The 25,836-nt window shown below is 68.3% G+C and carries 26 protein-coding genes; 17 read left to right on the top strand and 9 right to left on the bottom strand.

Going from position 1 to position 25,836, the window contains the following annotated elements; translation table 11 throughout:
• Nucleotides 1-4: 4 nt before the first annotated feature.
• On the top strand, nt 5-400 hold the full coding sequence (locus ACOMD9_RS12200) for a hypothetical protein (RefSeq protein WP_421415229.1): 396 nt from the start codon (nt 5-7) through the stop codon (nt 398-400).
• Here the strand turns inward: ACOMD9_RS12200 and ACOMD9_RS12195 are convergent.
• Complete coding sequence (locus ACOMD9_RS12195) at nt 369-1,241, bottom strand: NAD-dependent protein deacetylase (RefSeq protein WP_421415228.1); 873 nt, start codon at nt 1,239-1,241, stop codon at nt 369-371. The genes ACOMD9_RS12200 and ACOMD9_RS12195 overlap by 32 nt on opposite strands.
• Before the next feature lie 142 nt (nt 1,242-1,383).
• On the opposite strand from ACOMD9_RS12195, the gene ACOMD9_RS12190 reads away from it, so the two are divergent.
• Nucleotides 1,384-2,295, top strand: coding sequence for a nuclease-related domain-containing protein (locus ACOMD9_RS12190; protein WP_421415226.1), 912 nt, complete (start codon nt 1,384-1,386; stop codon nt 2,293-2,295).
• A gap of 19 nt (nt 2,296-2,314) precedes the next feature.
• Here ACOMD9_RS12190 and ACOMD9_RS12185 read toward each other — a convergent pair whose 3' ends face one another.
• On the bottom strand, nt 2,315-3,085 hold the full coding sequence (locus ACOMD9_RS12185) for a ribonuclease T2 family protein (RefSeq protein ID WP_421415224.1): 771 nt from the start codon (nt 3,083-3,085) through the stop codon (nt 2,315-2,317).
• A 4-nt stretch (nt 3,086-3,089) separates the two neighbouring features.
• Nucleotides 3,090-4,439 carry a deoxyguanosinetriphosphate triphosphohydrolase gene (locus ACOMD9_RS12180; RefSeq protein ID WP_421415221.1) on the bottom strand — a complete coding sequence of 450 codons (1,350 nt, stop codon included), beginning with the start codon at nt 4,437-4,439 and terminating at the stop codon, nt 3,090-3,092.
• Between the two features lie 147 nt (nt 4,440-4,586).
• Here ACOMD9_RS12180 and ACOMD9_RS12175 point away from each other — a divergent pair, with 147 nt between their 5' ends.
• Complete coding sequence (locus ACOMD9_RS12175) at nt 4,587-4,856, top strand: type II toxin-antitoxin system Phd/YefM family antitoxin (protein WP_421415219.1); 270 nt, start codon at nt 4,587-4,589, stop codon at nt 4,854-4,856.
• A 2-nt stretch (nt 4,857-4,858) separates the two neighbouring features.
• Nucleotides 4,859-5,179 (top strand): type II toxin-antitoxin system RelE/ParE family toxin, encoded by a 321-nt coding sequence (locus tag ACOMD9_RS12170; RefSeq protein WP_421415217.1) that lies wholly within the window; start codon nt 4,859-4,861, stop codon nt 5,177-5,179.
• A gap of 10 nt (nt 5,180-5,189) precedes the next feature.
• Here the strand turns inward: ACOMD9_RS12170 and ntrC are convergent, their stop codons facing one another.
• From ntrC to glnA, 5 genes are all read right to left on the bottom strand, one after another.
• Nucleotides 5,190-6,602: a nitrogen regulation protein NR(I) gene (gene ntrC / locus ACOMD9_RS12165; RefSeq protein ID WP_421415214.1), complete on the bottom strand. Its 1,413-nt coding sequence runs from the start codon at nt 6,600-6,602 to the stop codon at nt 5,190-5,192.
• Nucleotides 6,595-7,641 (bottom strand): nitrogen regulation protein NR(II), encoded by a 1,047-nt coding sequence (gene glnL, locus ACOMD9_RS12160; RefSeq protein WP_421415212.1) that lies wholly within the window; start codon nt 7,639-7,641, stop codon nt 6,595-6,597. The genes ntrC and glnL overlap by 8 nt, the downstream gene beginning before the upstream one ends.
• Before the next feature lie 279 nt (nt 7,642-7,920).
• Nucleotides 7,921-8,115 (bottom strand): hypothetical protein, encoded by a 195-nt coding sequence (locus ACOMD9_RS12155; protein ID WP_421415209.1) that lies wholly within the window; start codon nt 8,113-8,115, stop codon nt 7,921-7,923.
• Between the two features lie 93 nt (nt 8,116-8,208).
• Nucleotides 8,209-8,775 carry a DUF4124 domain-containing protein gene (locus ACOMD9_RS12150; protein WP_421415207.1) on the bottom strand — a complete coding sequence of 189 codons (567 nt, stop codon included), beginning with the start codon at nt 8,773-8,775 and terminating at the stop codon, nt 8,209-8,211.
• 165 nt (nt 8,776-8,940) lie between these two features.
• The gene (gene glnA / locus ACOMD9_RS12145; protein ID WP_421415204.1) at nt 8,941-10,347 is read right to left on the bottom strand and encodes a glutamate--ammonia ligase; all 1,407 of its coding nucleotides are present in this window, start codon (nt 10,345-10,347) and stop codon (nt 8,941-8,943) included.
• A gap of 543 nt (nt 10,348-10,890) precedes the next feature.
• Between glnA and ACOMD9_RS12140 the strand changes: the two genes are divergently transcribed.
• The 10 genes from ACOMD9_RS12140 to ACOMD9_RS12095 all read left to right on the top strand — a co-directional run bounded on the left by ACOMD9_RS12140 (nt 10,891) and on the right by ACOMD9_RS12095 (nt 21,967).
• On the top strand, nt 10,891-11,451 hold the full coding sequence (locus tag ACOMD9_RS12140; RefSeq protein ID WP_421415202.1) for a glycosyltransferase family protein: 561 nt from the start codon (nt 10,891-10,893) through the stop codon (nt 11,449-11,451).
• Between the two features lie 186 nt (nt 11,452-11,637).
• On the top strand, nt 11,638-12,663 hold the full coding sequence (gene tdh / locus ACOMD9_RS12135) for an L-threonine 3-dehydrogenase (protein WP_421415200.1): 1,026 nt from the start codon (nt 11,638-11,640) through the stop codon (nt 12,661-12,663).
• 4 nt (nt 12,664-12,667) lie between these two features.
• Entirely contained in the window at nt 12,668-13,867 is a 1,200-nt protein-coding gene (gene kbl / locus ACOMD9_RS12130) for a glycine C-acetyltransferase (protein WP_421415198.1), read from the top strand.
• 196 nt (nt 13,868-14,063) lie between these two features.
• Entirely contained in the window at nt 14,064-15,890 is a 1,827-nt protein-coding gene (typA, locus tag ACOMD9_RS12125) for a translational GTPase TypA (RefSeq protein WP_421415196.1), read from the top strand.
• 145 nt (nt 15,891-16,035) lie between these two features.
• A complete protein-coding gene (locus ACOMD9_RS12120) occupies nt 16,036-16,359 on the top strand; it encodes a hypothetical protein (RefSeq protein WP_421415194.1) in 324 nt (107 codons plus the stop codon).
• Nucleotides 16,360-16,539: 180 nt separating this feature from the next.
• On the top strand, nt 16,540-17,985 hold the full coding sequence (locus ACOMD9_RS12115; protein WP_421415192.1) for a sodium-dependent transporter: 1,446 nt from the start codon (nt 16,540-16,542) through the stop codon (nt 17,983-17,985).
• A gap of 87 nt (nt 17,986-18,072) precedes the next feature.
• Complete coding sequence (locus ACOMD9_RS12110; protein WP_421415190.1) at nt 18,073-18,843, top strand: ABC transporter ATP-binding protein; 771 nt, start codon at nt 18,073-18,075, stop codon at nt 18,841-18,843.
• Between the two features lie 66 nt (nt 18,844-18,909).
• The gene (locus tag ACOMD9_RS12105) at nt 18,910-19,614 is read left to right on the top strand and encodes an ABC transporter ATP-binding protein (RefSeq protein ID WP_421415188.1); all 705 of its coding nucleotides are present in this window, start codon (nt 18,910-18,912) and stop codon (nt 19,612-19,614) included.
• Nucleotides 19,615-19,661: 47 nt separating this feature from the next.
• Entirely contained in the window at nt 19,662-20,666 is a 1,005-nt protein-coding gene (locus ACOMD9_RS12100; protein ID WP_421415186.1) for a branched-chain amino acid ABC transporter permease, read from the top strand.
• A complete protein-coding gene (locus tag ACOMD9_RS12095) occupies nt 20,666-21,967 on the top strand; it encodes a branched-chain amino acid ABC transporter permease (protein ID WP_421415184.1) in 1,302 nt (433 codons plus the stop codon). The genes ACOMD9_RS12100 and ACOMD9_RS12095 overlap by 1 nt, the downstream gene beginning before the upstream one ends.
• 96 nt (nt 21,968-22,063) lie before the next feature.
• Here ACOMD9_RS12095 and ACOMD9_RS12090 read toward each other — a convergent pair whose 3' ends face one another.
• Complete coding sequence (locus ACOMD9_RS12090) at nt 22,064-23,269, bottom strand: ABC transporter substrate-binding protein (protein ID WP_421415181.1); 1,206 nt, start codon at nt 23,267-23,269, stop codon at nt 22,064-22,066.
• 287 nt (nt 23,270-23,556) lie between these two features.
• Between ACOMD9_RS12090 and ACOMD9_RS12085 the strand changes: the two genes are divergently transcribed.
• The 3 genes from ACOMD9_RS12085 (at nt 23,557) to ACOMD9_RS12075 (ending at nt 25,834) form a co-directional block, all read left to right on the top strand.
• Nucleotides 23,557-24,315 carry a dienelactone hydrolase family protein gene (locus ACOMD9_RS12085; RefSeq protein WP_421415179.1) on the top strand — a complete coding sequence of 253 codons (759 nt, stop codon included), beginning with the start codon at nt 23,557-23,559 and terminating at the stop codon, nt 24,313-24,315.
• Between the two features lie 2 nt (nt 24,316-24,317).
• A complete protein-coding gene (locus tag ACOMD9_RS12080; protein WP_421415177.1) occupies nt 24,318-25,379 on the top strand; it encodes a C45 family autoproteolytic acyltransferase/hydolase in 1,062 nt (353 codons plus the stop codon).
• Nucleotides 25,380-25,462: 83 nt separating this feature from the next.
• Nucleotides 25,463-25,834 carry a DUF6746 family protein gene (locus tag ACOMD9_RS12075; protein ID WP_421415175.1) on the top strand — a complete coding sequence of 124 codons (372 nt, stop codon included), beginning with the start codon at nt 25,463-25,465 and terminating at the stop codon, nt 25,832-25,834.
• Nucleotides 25,835-25,836 lie beyond the last annotated feature (2 nt).

Genomic DNA, 25,836 nt, shown 5'->3' with positions numbered 1-25,836 from the left:
CATCATGCAGCATCCACCACGACCGCCCCTGGGGCGCGTCATCGCCCTGGGGCTGCTGGCCGTGCTCAGCCTCGCGGGCTGTACCGGCACCCCCGACTTCGAGCAGCTGCGTGCCGAGGTGATCCCCGAAACCCCGCTGTCTCCGGGGCCCGACGCCGAGCTGAGGGTACGCCTGGAGGCCACCGACGGCAGCGGCACCCTGGCCGAGACCCGCACCACCGGGCCGGGGAGCTCCCCCTGGGCGGTGGTGCTCCGGGTCGATCGCCGCGCCCTGGAGCGGGCCGGCACCGCACAACTGCATGCCGAGCTGCGCGAGGCGGGTCGGGTGACCCATGCCAGCCCGGAGCCGGTGCCTCCCGCCGGGGGCGTCATCGAACTGCCGCTGGCACCCCGCCGCTGAGCGCCGCCACCAGTGTCGCCAGCCCCTCGTCGGCGGGCGCCTCGACCTTGAGGGCGTAGAGATCATCGGCCCGGGTCCGTCCCAGGTTGAGGCAGACGATCGGCTTGCCGGCCCGGGACGCGGCCCGGGCGAAGCGGAATCCCGAATAGACCATCAGCGACGACCCCACCACCAGCAGGGCATCGCTGGCCTCCAGGAGCCCATGGGCGGCCGCCACCGTCGCCTTCGGCACGCTGTCGCCGAAGAACACCACGTCCGGCTTCCAGATGCCATCGCCGCAGCGCTCGCAGTTCGGCACCCGGAAGCCGGAGAAGTCCCGCTCCAGGTCGGCATCGCCGTCCGGTCCGGCCCGGGTTCCCGTGGTCGCCCAGTGCGGATTGCCGCGCTCCAGTTCGTCATGCAGGGCGTGGCGCATGCGCCGGGCACCGCAGCCCATGCAGCGCACCAGGTCGGCCCGCCCGTGCAGGTCGATCACCCGCCGCGAGCCCGCCGACTGGTGCAGGCCATCGACGTTCTGGGTGATCACGCCCTCCACCAGGCCCATCGCCTCGAGCCGGGCGAGGGCCCGGTGAGCCTCGTTCGGCCGGGCCTCGCTGAGGGCTCGAAAGCCCACCAGGGCGCGTGCCCAGTAGCGCTGGCGTGCCGAGTGGCTGGTCATGAACTGCTGGTGCTGCATCGGTGGCGGCCGTTTCCAGTCACCGCGCGCGTCGCGGTAGTCGGGGATGCCGCTGGCGGTGCTGATGCCGGCCCCGGTCAGCACCGCCAGGCGCGGATGCGCCGCCACGAAGGCCGCCAGGGCCCGGGTATCGGCTGACATCATCGCGGGGGAAGGCTGCTGCATCGAAAGGCCCTGCACTGGCGGTTGAAGCACTCCGGGAGGCCGCCGGGCCCGACCCGAGACGCGCCCGACAGCCTATCAGCATGGCCCTGAGGGGACGAGGTTGTCTAGAATGGGGGCTCTCCCCCCAGGGTAAGGAACCCCGATGGCCTGGCTGGAATACCTGCTGCCCCTGATCTTCCTCTTCCCTCTCGCCGCCACGGCGGTGATCGTGCTGGCGCTGCGCAACCTGCATGACGCCCGGGTGCGCTCCCCCTTCGATGCCCATACCCTGCGCGAGCCGGGCCAGGCCCTGCGTGATCGCCTGGACAGTGCCTTCGCCGGGCTCTTCCTGAACGGCGCGCTCGGGCCCATCGTCACCCTGGCGCCGCTGGTCTACGGCATGGGGCGGATGCTCTTCGCCGACCGGCAGTACTGGGTCGAGTGGGCCCTCTACGGGGCACTGAGCACCGTGCTGGTGCTGGTGTTCTGCCTGCTGCTGATCCGCGACTTCCAGCGTATCCGGCGGATCAAGCTGGGGCTGGCGTGCGAACTGGCGGTGGGCCAGGCACTCGAGGCGCTGATCCGCCCCGAGGCCCACCCCTATTACGTCTTCCATGACGTGCCCACCGACAGCTACACCATCGACCATGTGGCGGTCACGCCCCACGGCGTCTTCGTGGTCGAGACCCGCGCCCGCACCCGCCCCTTCACGCCCGACGGCAAGGAGATCAATGTGGTCAGCGTGGAGCGGGAACGCCTGCGCTTCCCCGGCTGGAGCGAGCGCAAGCCACTGCTGAAGACCCGCCAGGCCACTCGCTGGCTGTCCGCCTGGCTGCAGAAGCGTACCGGCAGGAAGGTGGCGGTGATGGGCGTGCTGACGCTGCCCGGCTGGGACATCGACACCAGCGAGGCGGCGAGTGACCTGATGGTGATCAGCGGCGATGATCTCGCCGCCCGGATCACCCGCACCCACCTGGGCGAGATCGACGACAGCACCCACGACGCCGTGATCGCCGCCCTGCTGGAGCGGGCCGCCCGGCTCGACGAACGCCAGTTGCAAGCCCCCTCGATCTGAGCCCGGCCACCGCCATGCGTCAGTCGAAGGTGGCGATCCGCACCCGGGTCGCGCAGCGGCCGCGGTCCTGGCGCACCAGGCTGCCCGCGGCCGGAAAGTCCTCCAGCCGCGCCGTCGCGATGCCGATCCGTACCTCGGTCAGCAGCCGATTGCCGCGCCCGCGACACTCCAGCCGCAGCGCCCGGCCGCTGCCCTCGCCGAAGGCGGCCTCGAAGGCACCGATCAGGTCGTTGCGGCTCACCTCGCCGCCCTGGTTGAGCGCCACGAAGGCGCTCTCGTTGACCCTCTCGACCAGGGCCACGGAGGCGGCGAAATAGTCCACCTCGTGCAGGTCCAGGCAGGCGGCATGCTTGGCGTACTGGTAGCGGTCGAGGCAGCTGGCGCGCCCCGGCATGGCCGCGTCCAGCGACTCGCCGAGCGTCTCGGGAAGGCCGAAGGGCGGATGGGCGCGACAGAAGCTCCCGTCGGCACGCGGCCGTTCCAGGAAGCAACCCTCCTGCCACCAGCGACGCCGGTCCACCCCCCGGGCAGCGAACCGCTCGGGCAGCGAGGGCCAGAGACCATGCAACACGAACCCCTGCTCGGCGCCCCGCCGCAGCTCGGGCTCCCGGCACTCCCGGGGAGGCGAGCGCCGGCTCTCGCAGAAACCGGGGTGCCAGGTCAACGCCAGGGTATAGTGCGCGAACCCCTCGCCCTGCAGCCGGCTCAGCGGCTCGTCGGCCGCGGCGGTCGCCGCCAGCAGCAGGACGACCACTCCGGCGAGCAGGTGCCTCATCCAGCCCGGTCGCATGCGCTCAGTCTCCCCTCAGGCGCCCGCCCATCTCCTGGGCCAGGTCCACGGCGTAGTGGTCGGTCATGCCACCAATGAAGTCGAGCATCCGCCGATAGCTGGCGTAGAGCGACCAGGAGGGGCGCGGGGTGTTCTCGCCGATCAGCGCCAGCACCCGCTGGTGCTTGAAGGTGGAGCGACCGTGGTGGTGCAGTTCATGGGCCGCGCCGATGAAGGCCTCCAGGAGAATGCCCAGCGTCGTGTAGGCACCGATCTCCAGCTTGGCCTTGCGCTCGTTCTGGAAGATCCGCTCACGGGCCAGCTGCTTGGCCGCCTTCACCCCCCAACCCAGGTCCGGGTGGCAGAGTTCCAGCAGGTCCTGCTGCAGGGTACCGCTGCGCAGCGCGCCCTCATGCTGGACGAAGACCGCGCCCACGTCGTTCACCGCCCGCTCCATCGCCGCCCCGCGCAGCGCGGCGATACGCCGCCGCTGGGAGACCCCGCCGCGCAGCATCTCGTCATAGCCGGACGGCTCGCCGCCGGCGATCTGGGTCAGCACCTCGGCCACCTCGTCGAAACGCAGGATGCCCATCTCCAGGCCATCCTCCAGGTCGAGCAGGGCGTAGCAGATGTCGTCGGCGGCCTCCACCAGCCAGGCCAGGGGGTGCCGACACCAGCGCCCGTCGCCACGGGGCAGCAGCCCCAGCCGCTCGGCCACCTCGCCCAGCAGCTCCCGCTCGCTCTGGTAGCAGCCGAACTTGCCCGCCGCTCCGCCGTGCTCCACGGTCCAGGGGTACTTGAGCAGGGTGCCCAGGGTGGCCGTGGTCAGGCGCATGCCGCCGCGGAACTGGTTGTACTCGATCTGGGTGACGATGCGGAATCCCTGGGCATTGCCCTCGTAGGTCAGCAGATCCTCGCGCTCCCGCTCGGAGAGTCCCTCGAGCAGGCCGCTGCCATCGCCCGCGGCACGGCTGAACCAGTCGCGGATGGCGTACTCGCCGGCATGGCCGAAGGGCGGGTTGCCGATGTCGTGCCCCAGGCAGGCAGCCTGGACGATCACCCCCAGGTCCGCCGGGGTGATCCAGTCGGGCAAGCGCTCGCGCAGCAGCTCACCGACGATCATCCCCAGCGAGCGGCCCACGCAGCCCACTTCCAGGGAGTGGGTCAGGCGGGTGTGGATATGGTCGTTGTCGGTCAGGGGATGCACCTGGGTCTTGCGGCCCAGGCGGCGGAAGGAGCCGGAGAAGACGATCCGGTCATGGTCCTTGTGAAAGGGGCTGCGGCCGATCTCGTCGCGGCCGCCCCCGGGGCGCTCGTCGCGCCTGTCGTGCAGCCGGCTCGGGTCCAGCAGCCGCTCCCAGCTCATCTGCGTCATGGGCAAGCTCTCCTTGAGAACCCCATTCTGGCAGCCGATGGCCCCGCCGCCCAGCCCTGGCGCACGGTACTGGCCCAGCCCCCCGGTTGTCATGGCACCAAATAAGGACTAAATTCAGTTCACTCCCACGCGCGAAGCACGAACGCCATGAAATACTCAGAGAACATCAAGCCGATCAGCTATCTGAAGGCCCACGCCGCCGAGATTTCCCGCTCGCTCAACGAGTTGCGCGAGCCCATGGTGATCACCCAGAACGGCGAAGCCAGGTTGGTCGTGCAGGACATCCGGAGCTATGAGCAGACCCAGGAAACCCTGGCACTGCTGAAGCTCCTGGCGCTGGGTAACCAGGAGGTCGAGCAGGGCAAGACGCTGGATGCCGCCGAGGGCTTCCAGCGACTGCGCCGCGGGGATCGCTAGCCGTGGCGCTGCGGGTCGAGCTCACGGCCTCGGCCTTCGAGGACCTTCGCGAACTCCACGACTTTATCGCCGAAGACTCGCCCCCTGCGGCCGAGCAGCTGCTCGCCGCCATCGAGGCGCGCATCATGTCGCTGGGGCAGTATCCCGAACGCGGCAGTCACCCCCGCGAACTGCTGGAGCTTGGCATCCGCGACTACCGCCAGGTCATCGAGCCACCGGTGCGGATCCTCTACCGGCGGCTCGATGACCGCGTGGTGGTCTATCTGATCGCGGACAGCCGCCGCGACATGCAACGCCTGCTGGCTCGCCGACTGCTCGGATAAGCCCTACGCGTCACTCCCCCTCGGCCAGCGCCGGCAATAGCGTCTTCAATTTGCGCGTCAGGGTGTTGCGCCCCCAGCCCAGCAGCTCGGCGGCCTCGCCCTTGCGGCCGCCGGTGTGCTTGAGCGCGGTCTCGATGAGGATCCGCTCGAAATCGGGAACCGCCTCCTCGAGCAGGTGGGTATGGCCGGCGGCCAGCGCCCGGTCGGCCCAGTCGCGGAAGGCCGTGCGCCAGTCACCGTTGCCGCCCTCGCCGGCGTTGCCGTTGCGCAGTTCCGGCGGCAGGTCCTCGATCAGCACCTCGCGGCCCGAGGCCATGACGGTGAGCCAGCGACAGGTATTCTCGAGCTGGCGCACGTTGCCCGGCCAGGGCAGGCGGGTCAGGTGCGCCTCGGCCTCGGCGGTCAGCACCTTGACGTCGGTGGCGAGCTCCTTGGCCGCCTCGGCCAGGAAGTGGCGGGTCAGCCGCGGGATGTCCTCGCGCCGCTCGGCCAGCTTCGGCAGGTGCACCCGGATCACGTTGAGGCGGTGGAAGAGGTCTTCGCGGAAGCGCCCGTCGTCCACCAGGGTCTCCAGGTTCTGGTGGGTGGCGGCGATGATGCGCACGTCTACCTTCACCGGCGTGTGGCCGCCGACCCGGTAGAACTCCCCGTCGGCCAGCACCCGCAGCAGCCGCGTCTGGGTCTCGGCGGGCATGTCGCCGATCTCGTCGAGGAACAGGGTACCGCCGTTGGCCTGCTCGAAACGCCCCTGGCGCTGGGCGGTGGCGCCGGTGAAGGCGCCCTTCTCGTGGCCGAACAGCTCGGACTCGATCAGGTCCCGGGGGATCGCCGCCATGTTCAGGGCGATGAAGGGGTGGCCGGCCCGCGGGCTGTGCTGATGCAGGGCACGGGCGACGCGCTCCTTGCCGGTCCCCGACTCGCCGTTGATCAGCACCGTGATGTGCGAATGCGACAGCCGGCCGATGGCCCGGAACACCTCCTGCATCGCCGGCGCCTCGCCGATGATCTCGGCGTCGAGCCCCTCGGGCACGCTGACCGGGCGCTTGCGCTCGCGGGCATGGGCCACGGCACGCCGCACCAGGGCCAGCGCCTCATCGACATCGAAGGGCTTGGGCAGGTACTCGAAGGCCCCGCCCTGGTAGGAAGCCACGGCGCTCTCGAGGTCGGAGTGGGCGGTCATCACGATGACCGGCAGGTCGGGGTGGGCGTCGCGCACCCGCGACATCAGGTCCAGGCCGTCGATGCCCGGCATGCGGATATCGGTGACCAGCACGTCGGGCGGATCGTCGAGCAGCCGGCCGAGGGCGGTATCGGCGCGCTCGATGCACTCGACCTCCAGGTCGGGCTGGGCCAGGGCACGCTCCAGCACCCAGCGAATGGCGCGATCGTCGTCGACGATCACGACACGTGCGACATCAGTCATGGCGCTTCTCCAGCGGAATCAGCAGTCGGAATTCGGTACGGCCGGGGGAGGAGTCACACTCGATCAGCCCCTGGTGCTGGTGCAGGATCGACTGGGCGATGGACAGGCCCAGTCCGCTGCCGTCGGCCCGCCCCGAGACCATCGGGTAGAACAGCGTCTCGCGCAGCGCCTCGGGAACCCCCGGCCCGTTGTCGATGATCGCCACCTCGCAGACCAGCCGGTGGCGCTCGGCCCCCAGGGTGAACTGGCGGCGGGCCCGGGTGCGCAGCACCAGCCGCGGCTCGGCGATGTCGGCCTCGGTCATCGCCTCCACGGCATTGCGCGCGACGTTGAGCACCGCCTGGATCATCTGTGACTCGTCACCGGACAGGTCCGGCAGGCTGGGATCGTAGTCGCGCTCGATATGCACCCCCGGCCGCTCGACGATCAGCAGCGAGCGCACACGCTCCAGCACCTTGTGGATGTTCAGCGGCTCATGACGGATCACCCGGTTGGGGCCCAGCATCGAATCGACCAGGTCGCGCAGGCGGTCGACCTCCTCGACGATGATCCGGGTGAACTCCTTGAGCCCGGGGTCGTCGAGGTCTCGCTCGAGCAGCTGGGCGGCACCACGGATGCCGCCCAGGGGATTCTTGACCTCGTGGGCCAGCCCGCGGGCCAGCACCTTGATGGTCTCCTGGCGGGTCAGCAACGCCTCCTCGCGGGAGATGCGCATCAGGCGGTCACGCGGCTCGATCTCCAGCAGCAGCTCATCGGCGCTGAGCGGCGAGACCGTGTAGTCCACCGTGAGCGCATCGCCGGTGGCGATCACCAGTCGCGCCTCTCGCTGGGTGAAGGGGTGGAACTCGTCGCGGGCCTTGCCCAGCACCTCACCCAGACCGTCCGCGCTGCTCACCACGGCTGTCAGCTCGAGACCCTCGACCCGGCTCAGGCTCACGGCCAGCAGCGCCTCGGCCGAGGGGTTCATCCAGCACAGGCGCAACTCGCCGTCCAGCAGCAGCACCGCCGTGGTCAGGTGTTCCATCAAGCGTTGATACATCGGGCCTTCTCGAATCATGGCGTTGTCCCGCTCACCGTCCGTGGAGGGGCTGTGATCTCTCGTCTCGCCGCCCCGTCCGGACATGGCAAGGCGTACTGCCGATAACGTTGCAAGAAGCGCGCCAGCACCACGCGAAGCGCCCTGGCGCCGTTTCGGTGCCTGTCTGCACGCCTGTAGTGCACCACAATAGTGCACGCCGGAATGCGGTGCACGTCGGTCACCCATGGCGACGAGCGAATGCACCAGCAAGGGGAGAGGCCGGTGGAGTGGCCGCACGGCTCAAGGATGAGGGGACTCGAAGCGCCGTTCCGGGTCGGCATGGCGGAACCCGCGCCGTTCGAATCGACGCCCGTCGAACTCGTCACGGGTGGGTGCGCGGCGCTCGAGGCGACGCCTCTCGCGGCGTCGCTCCGCCCGGTCGAGGGACTGGAACTCGAGGTCGACGCTGCGGCGGATACGCTCGGCGCGATCCATGGGATCAAGGGCCCTGTCGTCACGCGATGCTTCACGACAGGGCCTCGGGCTGCCGTCCGGGCACAGCGGCGGATATGCCCGGCGAGGGGGCAGCTAATCGGGCCGGTTGGGGTTCTGGGGCAGGTTCACGCTGGCCCGCTGCACGTAGAGGGTCACCGGCGAGGTGCGATGACGGACCTCGCCATTGGCATCGAGCAGTTCGGCCTGCAGCACACGCTCGCCACGGTCCAGGTTGGTGAGCATGAAGGCGCTGGTGTGCATGGCCGACTGGCTGACCCGGCCATCCAGCAGCAGCCGGACCCGATGGTCCTCACGCAGCTCCGGCTCGATGCCGAGTTCCACCTGGATGTTGCCGGCATGGCCGGTCTCCAGCGTCTCCTCATGGGCCGGCGCCAGGATCCGGAAGCTGTCGTAGGGCATGAAGGGCTGTCCCGGCGAGGCCACCGGGGCGCGGCCCTCGTCCCGGGGCGGGGCTGCCCGCACCTCCTCCCGGGAGGGCACCACGGTGAGGGGGGCGAGCTCGACCTCCTCGCCGCCACGCTCCGGGTTGTCGGTGAAGACCACGTTGCCCTGGGCGTCGGTGGTGCGATAGATGGTCTGCGCCTGGGCCACCAGGCTCACCGAGAGCCCCAGCGCCAGCACTGCGAGTGCCTTGTTCATACGGATTCCCCTGCATCGTGGCCGGCCTGGCGGCACGGCCTGTCATTTGGCATCCCGAACCTGTCCCTTGGATAGTGTACATAAGAAAGGGGTTCCGCCATGGCGGAACCCCTTCTGCGTTCAACGAGCCGGCGCCGCTACCGATCCACGGCGCGGCGGGCGCCATCAGCAGCTGTAGTACATGTCGAACTCGATCGGATGGGTGGTCATGCGGATGCGCTCCACATCCTCCATCTTGAGTTCGATGTAGGCATCGATCATGTCATCGGTGAACACCCCGCCTTCGGTCAGGAAGGCGCGATCCTGGTCCAGGGCCTCCAGGGCCTGGTCGAGGCTGTGGGCCACGGTGGGCACGGCCTTGCCCTCTTCCGGCGGCAGGTCGTACAGGTTCTTGTCCATGGCGTCGCCGGGGTGGATCTTGTTCTTGATGCCGTCGATGCCGGCCATCAGCATCGCCGCGAAGCACAGGTAGGGGTTGGCGGTCGGGTCCGGGAAGCGAAGCTCGACACGCTTGCCCTTGGGGCTGGCGGTGTAGGGGATGCGGATGGAGGCGGAGCGGTTGCGGGCCGAGTAGGCCAGCATCACCGGCGCCTCGAAGCCCGGCACCAGGCGCTTGTAGGAGTTGGTGGAGGCGTTGGCGAAGGCGTTCAGGGCACGCGCGTGCTTGATGATGCCGCCGATGTAGTAGAGCGCCATCTCGGAGAGGCCCGCATATTCGTCACCGGCGAACTGGTTGACGCCCTCCTTCCAGAAGGACTGGTGCACGTGCATGCCGCTGCCGTTGTCGCCGACCAGCGGCTTGGGCATGAAGGTGGCGGTCTTGCCGTAGGCGTGGGCCACGTTGTGGATCACGTACTTGAGTTCCTGAACCTCGTCGGCCTTCTTCACCAGGGTGTTGAACTTGACGCCGATCTCGTTCTGGCCGGCGTTGGCCACCTCGTGGTGATGCACCTCGACGCTCTGGCCGATGGCCTCCAGGGTGTTGCACATGGCACCGCGGATGTCGTGGAAGCTGTCCACCGGGGGCACCGGGAAGTAGCCGCCCTTGACGCGCGGACGGTGGGCCAGGTTACCGCCCTCGATGGGCCGATCGGTGGACCAGGCGCCCTCCTCGGAGGTGATCTTGTACATGGAGCCCTCGATGTCGGACTTCCAGTGCACCTCGTCGAAGATGAAGAACTCGGGCTCCGGGCCGAAGAAGGCGGTGTCGCCCAGGCCGGTGGACTGCAGGTAGGCCTCGGCGCGCTTGGCGATGGAGCGCGGGTCACGCTCGTAGCCCTGCATGGTGGCCGGCTCGATGATGTCGCAGCGCAGCACCAGGGTGGCATCCTCGGTGAAGGGATCGAGGTAGGCGGTACCGTCCTCCGGGCGCAGGATCATGTCCGACTCGTTGATGCCTTTCCAGCCGGAGATGGAGGAGCCATCGAACATCTGGCCGTTCTCGAAAAATTCCTCGTCGACGTCACGGGCGGGGATGGTGACGTGCTGCTCCTTGCCGCGGGTGTCGGTGAAGCGCAGGTCGACCCACTTGACGTCGTTTTCTTCAATCAGGGCGAGAGTCTTGGCAGACATGATGTCCTCCACTGTGAGCTTGGCTCGGTACGTTTGGATGATGATCCGCTGGCGCTGGCTGGTTCCAGCAAATGTTGTAGCACGCGGCAGGCTGGCTGCCCACGGCCACCATGCACGAGCATGGCGCTGCCCAATACAATGCAGGCAGCGTGCCAGAGTTGCACCACCATGACGTGACAAAGACACAACAGAATGATTTTACTTGCATTTTCCAATCATAAAGGGAGGGGAGCCTGCACCATGGCGGCCGTGACTCCTTCCCGGGAGCCACTTGGCGCCCCGCACTCGCACGCGCCTGGTGCATGACGATGCCGTGATGCACCAGGCTGGGGCATAAATGAGATCAACCCCCCCTGAGGGAACGACTCATGCCACGGCAGGGCAGATGTCCTGCCCTCGCTCCATGAATATCATCCTGGAAACGCATTGAAACGCTAAACAACCAAAAGCTACACTCTTTTACATCACGGCACCGGTCTGGGACCCCCCTCCCGCGATTCGCTCCGGCGCCATACCCTGGTGTCCATCGGAGCGCGCCCGAGCATGTTCACCTGCAGCATTTTCCTCGATGCCCGCTCGACGGGGGCCGGACTCCCCCGGCGCCTGGCGGTGCTGCGAGAGCAGCTGCAGCGCCGGGACATCCGTAGCGAGCTGCTGCTGGTCGACGATACCGGTGATACGCGCCTGCCCGGACTGGCCCGCCGTTTCGACGCCCGCCTCTTCCCCTGCTCGGGCGAGCCCCTGGGCAGTCGCCTCAATGCCGCGGTGGCAAACAGCCAGGGGAAGCTCCTGGTCTTTCCCGCCCCGTCCCATCCCCTGCCCGGAGACTGGCTGGCCTGTGTCGCCAAGCCGCCCGAGCACCGCGGCTGGGATGCCTTGGTCCTGCCTTCGCGCCCCCGACACCCCCTGCTTCGCCTGTGGCAACGGCTGTCACGCTCGCCTCCCGCCGATGGCCTGTGCGTGGCACGCGAGTGGTTCGATCGCATCGGGGGATTCGACCCTGCCCTGGGCGCCGCGGCCCTGCCCGAACTGCTGGAGCGACTGCATGCCTGCCAGGCCCGGGTGCAGGCCCGGGCCGTGCGACCCCGGCGCTGCCCGGGGTGACCGCCAGGCCCCCGCCGCCGCCTCCTGGAAACGTCCGGGGGCTTCGCGAACCGGCGAGAGCTGACCCTTGCCCGCCAGCCTGCGAAGCGTGAGATTCTGCGATACTGGAAGGTAGCCTTGCGTACCGCACGCCTCGCGGCAGATCGCCACGGGCCACGACACACCACGACAGCCAGGGGGATGACCATGAAAGCGCTGGTCAAGCGGGAGGCCGCACCGGGCCTGTGGCTGGAAGAGGTTCCGGAGCCGGACATCGGCATCAATGACGTGCTGATCCGGGTGAAGCGTACCGCCATCTGCGGCACCGACGTGCACATCTACAACTGGGACAGCTGGGCGCAGCAGACCATCCCCGTGCCCATGGTGGTCGGCCACGAGTTCGTCGGCGAGATCGTCGCGATCGGCTCCAACGTCAACGACTTCCATCCGGGGCAAGTCGTCTCCGGCGAGGGCCACGTGGTCTGCGGCCGCTGCCGCAACTGCCTGGCGGGACGTCGCCACCTCTGCGCCCATACCAGCGGTATCGGCGTGAACCGCCCCGGCGCCTTCGCCGAGTACGTGGCCCTGCCCATGTCCAACGTCTGGGAGCACAGGCCGGGCATCGACCTCGACGTGGCGGCACTGTTCGACCCGCTGGGCAATGCCGTGCATACCGCCCTGCAGTACGACCTGCTCGGCGAGGACGTGCTGATCACCGGCGCCGGTCCCATCGGCGCCATGGCCGCCGCGGTGTGCCGCCACGCCGGGGCGCGCCACGTGGTGGTCACCGACCTCAACCCGGGGCGCCTGGCACTCGCCAGGCGCCTGGGCGCCACCCGCACGGTCGACGCGCGCCACGAGAAGCTCCCCGACGTGCAGCGTGAACTGGGGCTCAGCGAGGGCTTCGACGTGGGCCTCGAGATGTCCGGCAGCCCTGCCGCCTTCCGCGACATGCTGGCCAACATGTGCCACGGCGGCAAGGTGGCGATGCTCGGCATCCCCACCGAGGAGATCGCCATCGACTGGAACACCGTGATCTTCAACATGCTGACCCTCAAGGGCATCTACGGGCGCGAGATGTACGAGACCTGGTACAAGATGTCGGTGATGGTCGACTCCGGGCTCGACATCTCGCCGGTGATCACCCATCGCCTGCCCCACACCGAGTTCCAGCGGGGCTTCGATGCCATGCTGGTCGGGGAGGCGAGCAAGGTCGTTCTGAACTGGGAGTGACGTGATGTACGGGGACTTTCAACACCACCTGCGCCGCGAGCTCGACGCCATCGAGTCGGCCGGCCTGACCAAGCACGAGCGCCTGCTGACTTCGCCGCAGGGCACCCATGTGGCGATCGAACGGGGGCGCGAGGTGCTCAACCTCTGTGCCAACAACTACCTGGGCCTGGCCCAGCACCCGGCGGTGAATGCCGCCGCCAGGGAAGGGCTCGAGCGATGGGGCTACGGCATGGCCTCGGTGCGCTTCATCTGCGGCACCCAGACCCTGCACAAGCAGCTGGAGCAGCGGCTGAGCGAGTTCCTGGGCACCGAGGACACCATCCTCTACCCCTCCTGCTTCGATGCCAACGGCGGGCTGTTCGAGACACTGCTGGGGGCCGAGGACGCCGTCATCTCCGACGAGCTCAACCACGCCAGCATCATCGACGGCATCCGGCTCAGCAAGGCCAGGCGCTATCGCTACCGCAACCGCGACATGGCTGACCTCGAGGCCCAGCTGCAGGCCGCCGACCGCGACGGCGCCCGCTTCAAGCTGATCACCTCCGACGGCGTCTTCTCCATGGACGGCTACATCGCCCCGCTCGACGCGATCTGCGACCTGGCCGAGCGCCACGGGGCACTCGTGCACTTCGACGACTGCCATGCCACCGGCGTCCTCGGTGCCGGGGGGCGCGGCACCCACGAGCGCCTGGGCTGCATGGACCGTGTCGACATCACCACCGGCACCCTGGGCAAGGCACTGGGCGGCGCCAGCGGCGGCTACACCAGCGGTCGCCGCGAGGTGATCGAGCTGCTGCGCCAGCGCTCGCGCCCCTACCTGTTCTCCAACACCGTCGCCCCGCCGGTGGTGGCCGGGGCCCTGGAGGCACTAGAGCTGGCCGGCGGGTCCACCGGACTGCGCACCCGGCTCGAGGAGAACACCGCCTTCTTCCGCGCCGGCCTCGAGCGGCTGGGCTTCACGCTGCTGCCCGGCGAGCACCCCATCGTGCCGGTGATGCTGGACGATGCCGCCCTCGCCGGCCGGTTCGCCGAGGCCTTGCTCGAGGAGGGCGTCTACGTCACCGCCTTCTCCTATCCCGTGGTGCCGAAGGGCAAGGCCCGCATCCGCACCCAGATGTCGGCGGCGTTCGAGCGCGACGACCTGGAACTCGCCCTGGACGCCTTCGGCCGGGTCAAGCAGCGGCTGGCCATCGGCCAGGCCTGAAACGTCGCCCGCGTGTCGGCCCCGCACGGGCCGACGGGGCCGATCGTCCCGACAACGAGACCATCCCGGCCTTCTCCAAGCCACTGAATTCCCGCATCGGGCCCGTCGTATCGTGAGATAACCGCTGACAATGCTGGCAGGGGCCACCGCCCTGCCCCTATAATGCGTCCCCACTTTTTCCCAGCAGGATCGCGTCGTGATCGAGAAACTTCGCAACATTGCCATCATCGCCCACGTCGACCACGGCAAGACCACCCTGGTCGACAAGCTCCTCAGCCAGTCCGGCACCCTGGACCGCAAGGCCGAGGGGCAGGAGCGCATCATGGACTCCAATGACCAGGAGAAGGAACGCGGCATCACCATCCTGGCGAAGAACACCGCGATCCGCTGGCAGGCCCCCGATGGCCAGGACTACCACATCAACATCGTCGATACCCCGGGGCACGCCGACTTCGGTGGCGAGGTCGAGCGCGTGATGTCGATGGTCGATTCGGTACTGCTGCTGGTCGACGCCGTCGACGGCCCCATGCCGCAGACCCGCTTCGTCACCCAGAAGGCCTTCGACCAGGGCCTCAAGCCCATCGTGGTGGTCAACAAGATCGACCGTCCCGGCGCGCGCCCCGACTGGGTCATCGACCAGATCTTCGATTTGTTCGACAACCTCGGCGCCACCGACGAGCAGCTCGACTTCCCGATCATCTACTGCTCGGCCCTCAACGGCATCGCCGGCCCCGAGCCGGAGGCGCTGGCCGAGGACATGACCCCCATGTTCCAGGCCATCGTCGACATCGTCGACCCCCCCAAGGTGGAGCTCGACGGCCCCTTCCAGATGCAGATCTCGGCACTGGACTACAACAGCTACGTCGGCGTCATCGGCCTGGGCCGCATCAAGCGCGGCGCGGTCAGCCCCAACCAGCAGGTGGTGGTCGTGAGCACCGACGGGACCACCCGCAAGGGCAAGGTCGGCCAGGTGATGACCCACCTGGGGCTGGAGCGCGTGCAGACCGACAAGGCCAGTGCCGGCGACATCATCTGCATCACCGGCATCGACGACCTGGCGATCTCCGACACCCTGTGCGACCCGGCCGCCGTCGAGGCGCTGCCGCCGCTGTCGGTGGACGAGCCCACCGTCTCCATGACCTTCCAGGTCAACGACTCGCCCTTCGCCGGCAAGGACGGCAAGTTCGTCACCAGCCGCAACATCAAGGATCGCCTCGAGCAGGAGCTGATCCACAACGTGGCGCTGCGCGTCGAGCAGGGCGACTCCCCGGAGAAGTTCAAGGTCTCCGGCCGCGGCGAGCTGCACCTCTCGGTACTGATCGAGACCATGCGTCGCGAGGGCTTCGAGCTGGCGGTGGGCCGCCCCGAGGTGATCATCCGCGAGATCGACGGCGTCAAGCAGGAGCCGTACGAGGAGGTGATCATCGACTGCGAGGAGCAGCACCAGGGCGCCATCATGGAGGAGCTCGGCTACCGCAAGGGCGAGCTGACCAACATGAACCCCGACGGCAAGGGCCGCGTGCGCCTGGACTTCATGATTCCCGCCCGGGGCCTGATCGGCTTCCGCGGCCAGTTCATGACCCTGACCTCCGGCACCGGCATCCTCACCAGCCGCTTCGACCACTACGGCCCGCTCAAGCCCGACGCCTCCATCGAGCGTCGCAACGGCGTGCTGGTCTCCATGGTCCCCGGCAAGGCCCTGGCCTATGCCCTCTACGCCCTGCAGGAGCGCGGCAAGCTGATCATCGACCACGGCACCGAGGTCTACGAGGGCATGCTGGTGGGCATCAACAACCGCGCCAACGACATGGTGGTCAATCCCACCAAGGGCAAGAAGCTCGACAACATGCGCGCCTCGGGCAACGACGAGAACATCGTGCTGACCCCGCCGGTGAAGTTCACCCTGGAGCAGGCGATCGAGTTCCTCGACGACGACGAGCTGGTGGAGATCACCCCCAACCATATCCGCCTGCGCAAGAAGCACCTCACCGAGAACGAGCGCAAGCGCGCCAGCAAGAAGTAAGCCTTCGCACCGCCGAGAAGCCCGCCGCCAGGTGGGCTTCTCGCTTTCGCGGCCAGCTCGATCGGCTTGGCATTCCCGTGCGCTCGGCTAGGCTCAGTGGAGCGGGACACCATGACCACCCCGCGCATCACGGGAGGGCTGCACCATGCACAAGCATGTGGACTGGGACGACCCCGGCACCGACAGCGTCATGCACCACTTCGAGCGGGATCCCTCGGGTCACTCGGACCCGGGGCCCGGCGACGTTCTCTCGGCCCGTCACGAGGGCGCCATCGTGCGGGTCAGGGTCGAGGCCTACGTGGAGGGCACCAGCATCGGCGAGGTCGTGGCGCTGATCTCGGCCGACAACGGCCGACGCAAGAAATCCCACGGCAAGCTCGCCCTGGGCGACACCGTGCGCCTGCCCGACGCCAGCCGCGCCCTGGAGCCCCAGCCCGGCGCCGGCGAGGACGACGACGAGCCGGCCTGATCCCCCGGCGCGATACCATAGGGCATCCTAAACGCATCCTAAACGATGGCCCACTAGCCAGGCGGCAGGCAAATGTCGCAAAGTTGGCGCCATTGACTCGATCTACCCGAGACTCGATGCGCTGGTCCAAGAGACCAGGCCAGGGCCCACGAGGCCCGACAGAGACCATCCGGAACCCCCATGAGCACGCACAACGTCTGGACACACAAGGGCACCTTCCTGCTGGCCGCCGTCGGCTCGGCGGTCGGCCTGGGCAACCTGTGGCGCTTTCCCTACCTCACCGGCGAGAACGGCGGCGGTGCCTTCATCCTGGTCTACGCCCTGACCATCTTCGCCGTCGGCATCCCGATCCTGATCGCCGAGACCATGCTCGGACGCAACAGCCGCCAGAGCCCGATCATGGGCATGCGCCACCTGACCCGCACCCACAACACCTCGCGGGCCTGGGAATCGATCGGCTGGCTGGGCGCCTCCTCGGCCTTCCTGATCCTGAGCTTCTACTCGGTGATCGCCGGCTGGGCGATCCACTACACCTGGCAGATGCTCACCGGCTCCCTGGCCGGTGCCGATGCCGAGACCATCGGCGCCGGCTTCGACGCCCTGCTCGCCTCGCCGGCCCTGCTCACCCTCTACCACACCCTGTTCATCATCGCCTCGGGGCTGATCGTCGGCATGGGCATCCACAAGGGCATCGAGAGCAGCCTGCGCATCCTCATGCCGGCGCTGTTCGTGATCCTGCTCCTGGTGCTCTTCTACGGCATCAGCAATGGCAACTTCGCCGCCGCCGCCAGCTTCCTGTTCACCTTCAACCTCGCCGACCTCAGCCTCGAGGGCTGGTTGCAGGCCATGGGCCAGTCCTTCTTCACCCTGAGCCTCGGCATGGGCGCGATCATGGCCTATGGCGCCTACATGTCCAGCGATGCCTCGCTGACCCGCACCGCCATCGCCATCGCCATCGTCGACACCGCGGTGGCCATGGTGGCGGGCCTGGCCATCTTCTCGCTGGTGTTCGGCGCCGACCTGAGCCCGGGCCAGGGCCCCGGCCTGATGTTCGTCACCCTGCCGCTGGCCTTCGCCGAGATGCCCTTCGGCGCCCTGGTCGGCGGGGTCTTCTTCATCCTGGTGCTGGGGGCCGCCATCAGCTCGTCGATCTCGCTGATCGAGCCGGTGGCCGCCTTCCTGGTCGAGCGCTTCGACCTGACCCGCCCCCAGGCCGTCACCCTCATGGTGACGGCCAGCTGGGCGCTGGGGTTGCTCACCGTGGTCAGCTTCAACATCTACGCCGAAGGCACCCTCTTCCATGCCCTGTTCGGCCGCAGCGCCTTCGACGTCATCGAACTGCTGACCAACATCTTCATGCCGCTGGGCGGCCTGCTGATCGCGCTGTTCGCCGGCTGGGCCCTGACCCACTCCGAGGTGATGAAGGAGATGCGCACCAATGAAACCTGGTTCGGCATCTGGCGCTTCCTGGTGCGCTTCGTGGCCCCGGCCGCCGTGGCCTTCGTCTTCCTGCGCAGCATCCCGCAGGTCGAGGGCTACCTGATCCCGGCCATCGGCGCGCTGGTGATCGTCGGCGCCTTCGCCGCCGGGCGCACCTTCCTGGTCGAGGACAGCCAGGAGCAGTGACCCTCGGCACGGCCCCGCGAGGGAGGCCCTCGACACGCACGCCCGGGCAGCACCGGGCCTCGCTACCCAACAACAACGGAACGGGACATGGCAGCCATCATCGACGTTCGACACGTCCACAAGGCATTCGGTGGCCTCAAGGTCATCAACGACTGCTCGATCCAGGTCGAGGAGGGCTCGATCACCGGGCTCATCGGCCCCAACGGGGCCGGCAAGTCCACCCTCTTCAACATCATCGCCGGCGCCCTGCCGCTGGACAGCGGCCAGGTCCTGCTCGACGGTGAGGAGATCACCAACCGCCCGGCCAACGAACTCTTCCACAAGGGACTCCTGCGCACCTTCCAGATCGCCCACGAGTTCTCCCAGATGACCGCGCTGGAGAACCTCATGATGGTGCCGCCGCACCAGGCCGGCGAGAGCCTGTTCGATGCCTGGTTCAAGCCCTCGCTGGTGTCGCTGCAGGAGGCCGAGGTACGCCGCAAGGCGCTCGAGGTGATCGATTTCATCGGCCTGCACCACGTGCGCAACGAACTGGCCGGCAACCTCTCCGGCGGGCAGAAGAAGCTCCTCGAGCTCGGCCGCACCATGATGACCGATGCCCGGGTGGTGCTGCTCGACGAGATCGCCGCCGGGGTCAACCGCACCCTGCTGGGCGACCTGGTCGGCAATATCGAACGCCTCAACCGCGAGCTCGGCTACACCTTCCTGGTCATCGAGCACGACATGGACATGATCGCGCGGCTCTGCGACCCGGTGATCGTGCTGGCCCAGGGCAGCGTGATGGTCGAGGGCACCATCGAGGAGATCCAGAACAACCCCCGGGTGATCGAGGCCTACTTCGGCTCCAACGTCGCTTGAGGGGCGCCGGCGCCGCCTGACGGCGCCCCGATAACAAGAACACCGTCATTACGCAGGGAACCACCGATGCCATTACTCGAAGCACGCGACGTGCACGGCGGCTACGGCGGCATGAACATCCTCAACGGGGTGGACATGGCCATCGAGGCCGACGAGATCGGCGTGATCGTCGGCCCCAACGGGGCCGGCAAGTCGACCATGCTCAAGGCCGTATTCGGCCTGCTCACCGTCAACCAGGGCGAGATCCTGCTGCGCGGCGAGCCGATCCACAACCTGCCCCCCAACAAGCTGGTGCAGAAGGGCATGGGCTTCATCCCCCAGGAGAAGAACGTCTTCCCGAGCCTGACGGTGAAGGAGAACCTGGAGATGGGGGCCTTCCTCAAGCCCCAGAACGTCAAGCGCATGCTGGCGCAGGTCTACGAGTTCTTCCCGCCGCTCTACGACAAGCGCCACCAGCCCGCCGGCGAGCTCTCCGGCGGCCAGCGCCAGATGGTCGCCATGGGGCGGGCGCTGATGGCCGAGCCCAGCCTGCTGCTGCTCGACGAGCCCACCGCCGGCCTCTCGCCGCTCTACATGAACGAGATCTTCGAGCGAGTGAAGCAGATCAACGCCGCCGGCGTCGGCATCCTGATGGTGGAGCAGAACGCCAAGCAGGCACTGGCCATCGCCGACAAGGGCTTCGTGCTGGCCGCCGGCCAGAACCGCTTCACCGACACCGGCGCCGCGCTGCTGGCCGACCCCGAGGTCGCCAGAAGCTTCCTGGGCGGCTGAGCCCCTCGCACTCGCGCCCTCTAGGGACAACCCGCGGAGAACACGTCTTGAACGAACTGGTCTTCTTCATCAACAACGTGGTGGTGGCCGGCAGCGTGACCGGCTCGATCTACGCCATCGGCGCCGTCGGCGTGACGCTGATCTTCAGCATCATGCGCTTCGCCCATTTCGCCCACGCCGACATGATGACCTTCGGTGCCTTCATGGTGCTTCTGCTCACGGCCGCCTTCCCCGGCGCGGGCAGCGCCGTGGGGCTGCCCACCGCCATCGTCATGCTGCCGCTGGCCATGGCGCTCACCGCCGCCCTCGCGGTCGGTATCGACCGCGCCTTCTACAAGCCGCTGCGCGCCCACGGGGTCAAGCCCATCGTCATGGTCATCGGCTCGCTGGGCGTGACCCTGATGCTGCAGGGGCTCATCCGGCTGTTCGCCGGCACCGGCGGCCAGAGCCTCTACATCGGCGAGCGCAAGGAGATCTACCGGCTCGAGCTGCCCTTCGAGGCCGTCACCCGCCCGGTGATCGTCACCGAGCCGCAGGTCATCCTCTTCGTGCTGACCATCGCCGCGGTGGTCGGGCTGCACCTCTTCCTCAGCCGCTCGCGGCTGGGCAAGGCGATGCGCGCCATGTCCGACAACCCCGATCTGGCCCAGGCCTCGGGCATCAATACCACCACCATCGTGGCGGTGACCTGGATGATCGCCGGGGGCCTGGCTGCCATCGCCGGCACCCTGCTGTCGCTGGATGTCACCTTCAAGCCGGACCTGAGCTTCTTCCTGCTGCTGCCGATCTTCGCCGCGGCCATCGTCGGCGGCGTGGGCCACCCCTACGGCGCCATCGCCGGTGGCTTCGTGGTGGGCTTCGCCGAGACGCTCGCGGTGTTCAACTGGTCGGTGCTGCTGCGACCGCTGCAGGCGCACTTCCCCGAGTGGCTGGAACTGCCGCGCAACCTGGCCTTCGTCGGCACCGAGTACAAGATCGTGGTGCCCTTCTTCATCCTGGTCGCCATCCTGGTGTGGCGCCCCACCGGACTCTTCAAGGGCAAGGTGATCTGATGAACACGACACGCACCGACACCGTTGCCACCCCACGCCGCTTCCCGCTGCGCGAGGTGGTGCTGTTCGCCGCCCTGCTGGTGGCCGTGCTCGGCGTCTACGCCGTGATGGGTGCCGCCTACAGCACCCGCATGCTGGTCGAGGCCTCCTGCTACGCCATCCTGGCCCTGGGCCTGACCATCCAGTGGGGCTACGCCGGCCAGTTCAACGCCGGGGTGATGGGCTTCGTCGCCCTGGGCGGCTTCGCCGCCATGTTCTTCAGCGTGCCGATCAACGAGGCCTTCTGGGGCACCGAGCTGCCCGGCGAACTGGGCATCGCGCTGCTCTACCTGATCGGGGCCGTCCTGCTCGTCTTCGGCGCGACCCGGCTCGATCGCCTGGGGGTCCCCCGCAGGCTGCGCACGGTGATCGCCGTGGTGCTGGCGGTGGTGCTGTATCTGGCGGTCATCAGCATGCTGCGCGGCGTCACCGGCGAGATCGAGTCCCGGGCCGGCTTCATCGGCGGCCTGGGCCTGCCGGCCTGGACCGGCTGGATCGTCGGCGGGGCGCTGGCCGGTGGCGTCGGCTACTTCATCGGCCACATCTGCCTGGGGCTGCGCAGCGACTACCTCGCCATCGCCACCCTCGGCATCGCCGAGATCATCAAGGCCTTCCTCAAGAACTCCGACTGGCTGACCCGCGGCACCGCCACCGTCTCGCCACTGCCCTGGCCGACCCCGGGCCCCGCCGAACTGGGTTTCACCCTGAGCCGGGCCCTCTACCTCTCGGTCACGGCGGTGATGATCGCGGCGATCTTCTTCCTGCTGCACCGCGCCTACCATGCCCCCTGGGGCCGCATGATCCGCGCCATCCGCGACAACGAGGTCTCCGCCGCGGCCATGGGCAAGGACATCAACAGGCGGCGCCTGGAGATCTTCGTGCTGGGCTGTGTGCTGATGGGCATCGGCGGGGCGGCGCTCGGCAGCTTCAACAGCATGTTCGACCCCCAGGGCTACCTGCCGCTCAACCACACCTTCCTGGTGCTGGTGATGGTGATCCTCGGCGGCCCGGGCAACAACCTGGGCACCATCTTCGGCGCCGTGGCGGTCTACGTCATCTGGATCATGTCCGAACCGCTGGCGCTGTTCCTGATGCAGCTGGCAGTGAGCTTCGGCGAAGGGGCCTTCGGCTGGGATGCGCCCGGCAACCTGGAGAGTCGCGCCCTGCAGGCCCGGGTATTCGTGATCGGCCTGCTGATCACCCTGGTGCTGCGCTTCGCCCCCAAGGGATTGCTGCCCGAGAAGGTGAAACACCACAGCTGACGGCGACTCGAGCGAGCCCTCCGGCACACGACAAGGCCCCGGCAGCTGAGCTGCCGGGGCCTTTCTCCCTGGTGCCTGCTCGGCGGGTCTCGCCGATCAGAGGTCCACGAAGCCCTTGCTGACGAAACGGCCATCCTCGACGACCATCTCGACCACCACGCCCGGCACGTCACCGTTCTCGTCGAACTCGTGGCTGCCGGACGCGCCCTCGTAGTTGATCTCGGTGCCGGCGGCGATCAGCTCCACGGCCTTCTCCCACTCACCCGGGAGGATCACTTCGCCGGGGGCGCTGGAGACGCTGCGCAGGGCCTGGGAGAGCCCCTCGCGCTCGGCGGAGCCATTCTGCTCGATGGCCAGGGCCAGCAGGAAGGCGGCGTCATAGGCCTGGGCGGCGAACACCGCACTCGGGTCGAAGCCGGCCGCTTCCGCCGCCTCGTTGAAGATGTCGGTGCCCGGCAGATCGGGGCTGCCCGGACGGGTGGCGATCATGCCATCGAGCACGTCAGCGCCCACCGCCTCGACCAGGCTGTCACCGACCATGCCGTCGGCCCCCACGTAGGTGGTGAACATGCCGCTCTCGTAGGCCTGGCGCAGCACCGTCTGGCCGGAGGTATCGGCATAGGCCAGCACCACCAGGTTCTCGACGCCGGTGGCCGACAGCGAGCCCAGCTCGGAGCGGTAGTCGGCGCGGTTGTCCTCATGGGCCAGGTTCTCGGCCACCAGGCCGCCACCGGCCTCGTAGGCGGCGGTGAAGGCGTCCGCCAGGCCGCGGCCGTAGTCGTTGTTGACGTAGGTCACCGCGGCCTCGTCGATGCCCTTCTCCAGCAGCAGCTTGGCCAGCATCTCGCCCTGGAAGGCATCGGAGGGCACGGTGCGGAACACCAGGTCATTGTCGTCCAGCTCGCTCACCGCGGGGGCGGTGGAGGCCGGCGAGACCATCACCACCCCGCCGGGAATGGCGGCGTTGTTGGCCGCGGCGATGGTGGCACCGGTACACAGGGCCCCGACGATGGCGGTGACCTGCTCGGAGTTGACCATGCGGTCCGCCGCGTTGGACGCCGCCGAGGCATCGCTGCAGGTGGTGTCGCCGCTGGGAATCACCAGCTCCTGGCCCCCCAGGATGCCGCCCTGCTCGTTGACCTGCTGCACCGCCAGCTGGGCGCCGTCGAAGATCGGCGGTGTAAGGCTCTCGATCCCCCCGGTGAAGCCGCCCAGGAAACCGATCTTGACCTCGGCCTGGGCCGCTCCGGTCAGGGCCAGGGCGGAGGCCGCCACGGCCATCGACAGTACGCTCTTCTTCATGGTTGTTGTTCCCCTTCGTCATGACAGCGTGCACCCTGGAAATCGCAGTGCGTGCACGTTTCAGGTTGCGTATCGTTCACGACCTAAATCTGGAAGGAGCGAGCCCAAAACACAAGCCCCCACTGCCAACGTTAGGCATCGCCGATACGCCGGCAACCGCCTGAACGACCGTGCCATTTCACGGTCATGGAGAACCTTCCGCCCCTTCAACGCTGACGGGCAACCGGCCGCTCCGGATGCCTATAATGTAGGGCAGGATCCCTACGCCCCTGACAGGAGTCTTCCCGATGCACCCCCTGACCGCTTCCACCGTGCTGCTCGCCACCCTCGGCCTGGCCACCAGCGCCAGCGCCTTCACCCCCGCCGGCAACGACCTGGTCTACGATGTCGGCGACGAGACCTTCGAGGGTTACCTGGTCACCGCCGAGGGTGAGGCTCGGGGCACCGTACTGATCATCCACGACTGGGACGGCCTGGACGACTACGAGCGCCGCCGGGCCGACCTGCTGGCCGAACGGGGCTATGACGCCTTCGCCCTCGACCTCTACGGCCAGGGCAACCGCCCCGCCGAGCTCGAGGCCCGCAAGGCCGAGACCCAGCGCCTCTACGAGAATCGTGCACGCATGCGCCGCCTGACGCTCGGCGGCCTGGCCGAGGCCCGTGCCCAGGGCGCGGCGGAACCGGCGGTGGTGATGGGCTACTGCTTCGGCGGTGCCGTGGCGCTGGAGCTGGCCCGCTCCGGCCAGGCCAGCAATGTGGAAGGCTACGCCAGCTTCCATGGCGGCCTGACCACCCCGGAGGGCCAGCAGTGGCGCGGGGATGCCGGCCCGGTCCTGATCGCCCACGGCGGTGCCGACCAGTCCATCTCGCTGGACGACGTCGCCACCCTGGGCAAGGAGCTCGAGGCCGCCGGCACCCCCTACGAGATCCAGGTCTACTCCGGCGCCCCCCATGGCTTCACCGTGTTCGGCAGCGAGAGCTACCAGGAGCGTGCCGACGAGAAGTCCTGGGCCGCCTTCCTCGAGCTGCTCGACGAGGCCCTGTAGCCATGCGCATCACCGAGCTCTCCGGATCCCGGCACGAGATCGGCGAGACCCACGGCCTGGCCCATGCCCGGCTCATCCATCGCAGCATCGAGGTCTACGACAGGCTGTTTCTCGATTTCGTCGGCATCCGCTGGAAGGAAGCCCGGCAGGAAGCCGGGCGTTTCGCCGCCATGATCAATCGCGGCTTTCCCGAGATCCTCGACGAGATGGCGGGCATCGCCCGTGGTGCCGGCGTCGACCTCGACGATATCCTGACGCTCAATTGCCGCAGCGAGATCTCGCTGACCCGGGCCAGCGGCGGCTGTTCCGCCTTCGCCCTGCAGCGGGAAGGCTGCCAGTGGCTGGCCCAGAACTGGGACTGGCGCACCGACCAGCTGCATAACGTCGTGGTGCTCAAGATCGCCGGCGAGGGCAGCGCCCCGCTGGTCAGCATCGGCGAGGCCGGCATGGTGGCCAAGATCGGCATGAATGCCCACGGCATCGGCGTCTGCCTCAATGCCATCCGCTCCCGCACCTGCGGCGAGGGGCTGCCGATCCACGTCGCCCTGCGCAAGATCCTGGAAAGCCCCGACATGGAGCGCGCCATCGGCGTGGCCACCCGCGACCGGGTCTGCTCCCCCGCCCACTTCCTGATCGCCGGCGCTCAGGTCGGCAACGAGGGGGGCCAGGCCACCGGGCTCGAGGTCCATCCCGGAGAGCCCGGCCGGCTCGAGGCCGCGGGCGGCGTGGTCACCCACACCAACCACCTCTATGCCCGGGCGGCCACCTGCCAGGTCGAGGACTTCCCGCGTCCCGACTCCCGGCCCCGACTGGCCCGCCTGGACGCCCTGCTGGGCGAGCGGCTGGCCACCGATGCCGAGGTGGACGAGGCCGCCCTGTTCGACATCCTCAGCGACCATCACGGTGCCCCGCTGTCGATCTGTCGTCACTTCAACCCCGCGCAGCCGCCCGAGGAGCGCATGGAGACGCTGTTTTCCGTGGTGATGAACCTCACCGAGCGGCGCCTCGTCCTGCGCCACGGCAAGCCCTGCGAGACGCGGGACGCGCTGGTGGTGACACTTTGACGCAGGTCAACCACGGCCCTCCGGGCGCAGCTATCCTGACATTGTGATGAGAATGCTTCTCATCGATGATCAGGAGATCCCACATGAAGAAACTGGCCTTGACCGCCTTGCTTACCGCCATGATGGCCCTCCCGGCCCTCGCCGAGGAGAAGCCCGGCGAGCACTTCGAGGGGGAGCCTTCCGACACCCTGGCCGAGGCAGTGGCCAACTTCTCGAAGTACAACCAGGAGCTTGCCGACCTGCTCGCCAGGGATGAGCTGACCATGCGCGAGATCGGTGAGATCCACGTCCTCACCTACACCCTGGAGAATGCCCTGGAGAAGATCAGCGAGGAGGTGGAGGAGATGGCCGAGGTACTGGAAGAGGTCCACCTCGGGTCGGAGACCGGCAACGTCGAGCGCGTCCGTACCAACGGCGAGATCTATCTCGAATCCGCCCGCACGCTGATCCCCTGATC

This window comes from Halomonas terrestris, from assembly GCF_049166755.1.
In the GTDB taxonomy this organism is placed as follows: domain Bacteria; phylum Pseudomonadota; class Gammaproteobacteria; order Pseudomonadales; family Halomonadaceae; genus Halomonas.
Note: the sequence above shows the minus strand (reverse complement) of the source record. Positions and strands in the feature narration are given on the sequence as shown.